The organism is Bacteroidales bacterium, from assembly GCA_018334875.1.
GTDB lineage: Bacteria > Bacteroidota > Bacteroidia > Bacteroidales > UBA12077 > JAGXLC01.
The window spans coordinates 1-4,488 of record JAGXLC010000329.1 but is presented as its reverse complement, the minus strand read 5'-3'; the positions used below and the strand labels follow the sequence as shown (position 1 = coordinate 4,488).

The following is a 4,488-nucleotide window of genomic DNA, read 5'->3' as shown; positions in this document are numbered from 1 at the left end:
GGGGAATTTTTTAAATCTCAGTCCCGATTATTGGTGACTTTACCGGAATGGTCAAAACATGGAGGCAAAGAATAAGCAACAAAGGCTTTGAATCGATTACTCAGAAGGTTTCCCTTACCCCCTCGCACAGTCGTGCCCTCGTTCTTTCGTGCCATCTTGCCGTCGCGCCGTCGTGCTATCGTGCCCTCGTTCTTCTCACTCCGGGAAGGTAGGATTCGTTGTGGTGAATTCTTTTTCCAGGAGACTGGGCAGATCTCTTACGCTGCGAATGATGTTGGTGGGGTTGTACTGGCGGAGGGTTTTCTTCAAATTGGAGCCGGTCAGCACGCCGATGTTTCCTCTGACATCTGCATGGAAACCGGCGAGCAGGTCAGCAGGCGTGTCGCCAACATTGACAACTTCCTGTTCACTTTGTATGTCCAGCTTTTCCATGGCGTAAAAGATCCTGAATGGGGCAGGCGGCCCGGCCCCATTGGTGGTTTCCACATCTACGGCAAGATCAATCAGATTTCTTTCTTTCCATTTCAGGCCTTCTATGATGGCATTGTTAATATCCCGGTGAAATCCCGTTACGGTAGCAACTTTGATGCCATGCTCGTGGCACCACCTGAAGGTTTCTTCAGCACCCGGGATGGCCCTGGCATGCTTCCGGTAATGGTTGATCACAAGTTCCGAATAGCGGCTGAAGATTTTCCTGGCTTCCTCATGCTTTTCGCTGAAATCATATCCTTCAAAATCACTTAGCGACAATTGCTTTTCATGCTTTCTGGCCAGCATGAACTGATAAAGGTGCATCTTGTTGGTTCCTGTATATTGCTGCAATTCCTCCATGCTGACATCCAGGTTGGATTCCCTGGCTGCCTGATGCAAGCTTCTGGCAACCACTTTGTCATCTACAACTGTTGTACCTGTAAGATCAAAAACAATCAACCGAATCTCACTCATAGCTTATTGTTTTGCTGTTCATAAATTAAAAACATTATTATTAGAATTTTGTTGTTTATATCCTCTTCAAAAATTACCCGATATTCCCTGAAGGTTCATTAATTCAAGGTTAAAAACAGATACTACGTATATTTTCTTAAATTGTTAAGAAAAACAAAAAGAAAAGTTCCCTGCCGGCTACAAGGAGCTCAGAGCGAAGAATCCCGGTGTAGAAATGCTTAAATGGACTCCAGGCCAAAGTTTATCTGCGAATACAATGGATCGGTTACCGATAGGCTTTGGTAATTCCCGGGACTACGGGCTGAATCCATGCGCGCTGTTTGCCAATCACTTCTCCCGTTATCTGATCTTTCTGGTTGGCGGAGGAAGTAATCCTTACCCGCACATACAGCTCATCACCGGTAAATGTATAGCCCGATTTAAGTTCAGTAGAGCTGGCCAGCACTTCCCCGATGTCTTCACTGTACGCCTGGGTGGTATTGGGCATTTTGCTGCCTGATTCGTCGAGCCTGGTCTTGCTGCCGGCATCAAAACCTGAACGGGTTCCGATGTATTCTGTGGTATATTCGACGCCATCCTGAGGTTTTATTTCAACTTCCAGACGTTCCCCGTCAAAATGAATTTCCTTCAGCGTCACGCCGCTGGAAGCATAGAAATCACCACGATCGATGGCATCAAGTATGTTTTCAGGTGTAAGTTCCCTGCTATTGACCATAACCCATCCCTTCCCGGGAGTGGCACCCCCTGAGTGGTAATTATGGGCATCGTCCGTAGCCAGGCCGTAAAGAATATTTTCATTGCCGTTTGCCAGCTTTTTGGATAACACGATGTCCCATATTCTTTCTGTGCTTGCCCGGAGCTTATCTCCTTCATTGTTTACTGCGGGATGGCCGTTGTAAACCTCAAAGTAGCGAAGATCTTCAGCCTTTAACATCATCTCTGCAGTAATGGCCCATTGAAAATTCGGATGTGCAAGGACGGGATGCGTGTTGCGGCCGGTTCGCTGCCTGTATTCTTCAAGCCTTTCAATGGTTTTCTGTATCATGGCAACCTTCTCATCTACACTACCTTCTGCCTTGGGGATCACTTCATCCTGATGGTGGGCCAGCATATGAACAGCATGCCGGGCGGTGATCTCATTGCCCATCATCAGAAGAAAATCACCGGGTTCTTCGAAACGGTCACGAAACGCATCCAGCGGTTTAAGCTTAACCTGCACATGACCCTCCTCTTCAGCGGGCCGGGTTTCTACCCATTCCTCGCCGAACAATCCGGTATATTTCGCCAGTGCCTGGTGATCTTTAGGAAAGCTCCGCCAGCGTTCACCTTCCAGGATGACATTGTGATCGGTGAATGCAAGGAAATCGTAACCATGGTCTTTGTACCATTTGGCAACCGGTTCGGGGAAATCATCCCCGTCGCTCCAGAAGGTATGTGTATGCATATTGCCTTTCATCCAGTTTGTATCATCATCTGTCTGGCAGGACCCAAACAGGACGAGAAGAAACAATACCGGTAATATAAACCTAAAATTGAAGATCGCTGGCTGTTTCATGGTTGTATGAATTTATTATGATTTCGTGTTTAATTGTGTCATTTAAAAAATGATGTTATACAACAAAAATAACAAAAAAATGATCCCCGGGTTTAAGCAGAAAATAATAGCGGAATTAAAAATAGAATCTGTGGCATAAGATCTGAGAATTTGAATATTGTGTAAATATAATGGTTTCCTTACCTTACTATTAGTGACGCGGAGCGACATCTTAAACCGGACACTTTATTTGAACCTAATCCCTGATTTGATGTTTATGTAATAAAAACATTCAATATGAAACTCTATATAACAGCTATATTTTTCATTGCCCTGATGATGAATGCATCAGCTGCCGGTGATGACTGGGAGCTGAGAAAGGACAGGGATGGCATCAGGGTATATACCAAAGAGCGCGAGGGGAGTGGGATCTACATGTATAAAGTCATTACCTCGAGCCGGATGAAACCGGAAAGGGTCTATAAACAGGTGGTGGATTTCCGGGAAAACCTCAAGTATATGGAGCTTGTGGATTCGCTGGCCATTCTGGATCACCGAAAAAATGAGCGTTACATTAATTATATGTGGATTGATATGCCCTGGCCTGTAAAGAACCGGGAAATGGTGATGGACATGAAGGTACAGTTTTCACCGGACAGCATCCGCTTGGTATCCGATGACCTTCCCGGCCGGATTCAAGATAGCGAGACGACCATAAAGGTTGCGGATTTTCATGAAGAATGGATTATCAGAGCATTCGGTAATACCGGCAACACACAAATAACAGTAACGGGCTGGATCAATCCCGGAGGTTCGATACCCACCTGGGTGGTGAACATGTTCAGCGTACGAACACCTTTTCGGTTTATATCGGGAATACTGAAAGAACTAAGAGCGGAGGCCACAGAGCCTGGGGCATAGAGAGAAGAGCAAGAATGTTTAATGTTTGAAGATTGAGGTTCAAGATTTGCTCAGGGCATAGAGCGCAGGGTTTAGAGCAAAGAGTCTCGTGTCCCGGTAACAATGCTTAAATGCCTGTCCGCCGGTAGTCGGGATTGAATGATTGAATGGGCTGCAAGCCAAGACTTATCAGTAAATATATTCAATTCATTCATCACTTTATGGCTCTTTCATACCGTAGCGCTATCGAATTATCGCTTCGTCGTCCTTTAGTGTTTCGGTAAGGTATATCCTTTTAAGCACCATTCCTATTATTACCGGCTAATGTGTCCTATGTGTATTTTCTATGATCCCCCCGGCTGCTGCGGGCAGGTATGTGGTTCAATAAAATGTCACATCGCTATGTGGCTTATAATCTATGTTGCAATCCAATTGACTGCTTAATGATAATTAATGACCACTGAATGCCTTTACCCTCTCCAGCAATCAAACTTTCAAACTCTTCGTCAAATTCCTGTCAAACAATCGAATGACCATCAATGACAACAGATATCTCCCGCTAAATCCTTTCTCCATCTCCCTTTCGCCCCATCGTTCTCTCGCTCCATCGCTCCCTCATCCCTTGGTGCCATTGCGCAGTCGCCCCCTCGTTCTTTCGTGCCCTCGTTCCCTCGTGCCGTCGTGCAGTCGTTACGCTGTGCCCCAATCTCCGAGACGCAAGCCTTGCGTCTCTACAACTTTACCTGTAGGTATATTGCTGCTTACTTTCCAGCTCAATACTACTTACGCTTCCAATCACTCAGTCCCTTCGTGCCCCCTCGCTCCCTCGCTCGGTCGCTCCATCGTTCTTTCGTGCAGTCGTGCCTTCGTGCCCTCGTTCTTTCGTTCCCTCGTTCTTTCGTGCCGTCGTTCCAGTCGTGCCGTCGTTCTTTCGTTCCCTCGTTCTTCTCACGCCGGGAAGGTAGGATTCGTGGTGGTGAATTCTTTTTCCAGGAGACCGGGCAGCTCTCTTACGCTGTGAATGATGTGGGTGGGGTTGTACTTGCGGAGGGTTTTCTTCGAATTGGAACCGGTCAACACGCCGATGTTTCCTCTGACACCTGCGTTGA

Annotated in this window: 3 protein-coding genes; 1 reads left to right on the top strand and 2 read right to left on the bottom strand. The window is 46.5% G+C overall.

Annotation, left to right across the window (positions count from 1 at the left end; translation table 11 throughout):
- Positions 1 to 195: 195 nt before the first annotated feature.
- Together KGY70_17525 and KGY70_17520 are read right to left on the bottom strand one after the other, a co-directional pair.
- Entirely contained in the window at positions 196 to 945 is a 750-nt protein-coding gene (locus tag KGY70_17525) for an HAD hydrolase-like protein (protein ID MBS3777002.1), read from the bottom strand.
- A gap of 265 nt (positions 946 to 1,210) precedes the next feature.
- Positions 1,211 to 2,500, bottom strand: a complete 1,290-nt coding sequence (locus KGY70_17520; protein MBS3777001.1) for a hypothetical protein — start codon at positions 2,498 to 2,500, stop codon at positions 1,211 to 1,213.
- Between the two features lie 276 nt (positions 2,501 to 2,776).
- On the opposite strand from KGY70_17520, the gene KGY70_17515 reads away from it, so the two are divergent.
- A complete protein-coding gene (locus tag KGY70_17515) occupies positions 2,777 to 3,400 on the top strand; it encodes a hypothetical protein (protein ID MBS3777000.1) in 624 nt (207 codons plus the stop codon).
- Positions 3,401 to 4,488: the final 1,088 nt, after the last annotated feature.

What these genes read in the sequence shown, in the direction of transcription:
- KGY70_17525 (MBS3777002.1), bottom strand. Translation starts at nt 945, where the DNA reads ATGAGTGAGATTCGGTTGATTGTTTTTGATCTTACAGGTACAACAGTT.
- KGY70_17520 (MBS3777001.1), bottom strand. Translation starts at nt 2,500, where the DNA reads ATGAAACAGCCAGCGATCTTCAATTTTAGGTTTATATTACCGGTATTG.
- KGY70_17515 (MBS3777000.1), top strand. Translation starts at nt 2,777, where the DNA reads ATGAAACTCTATATAACAGCTATATTTTTCATTGCCCTGATGATGAAT.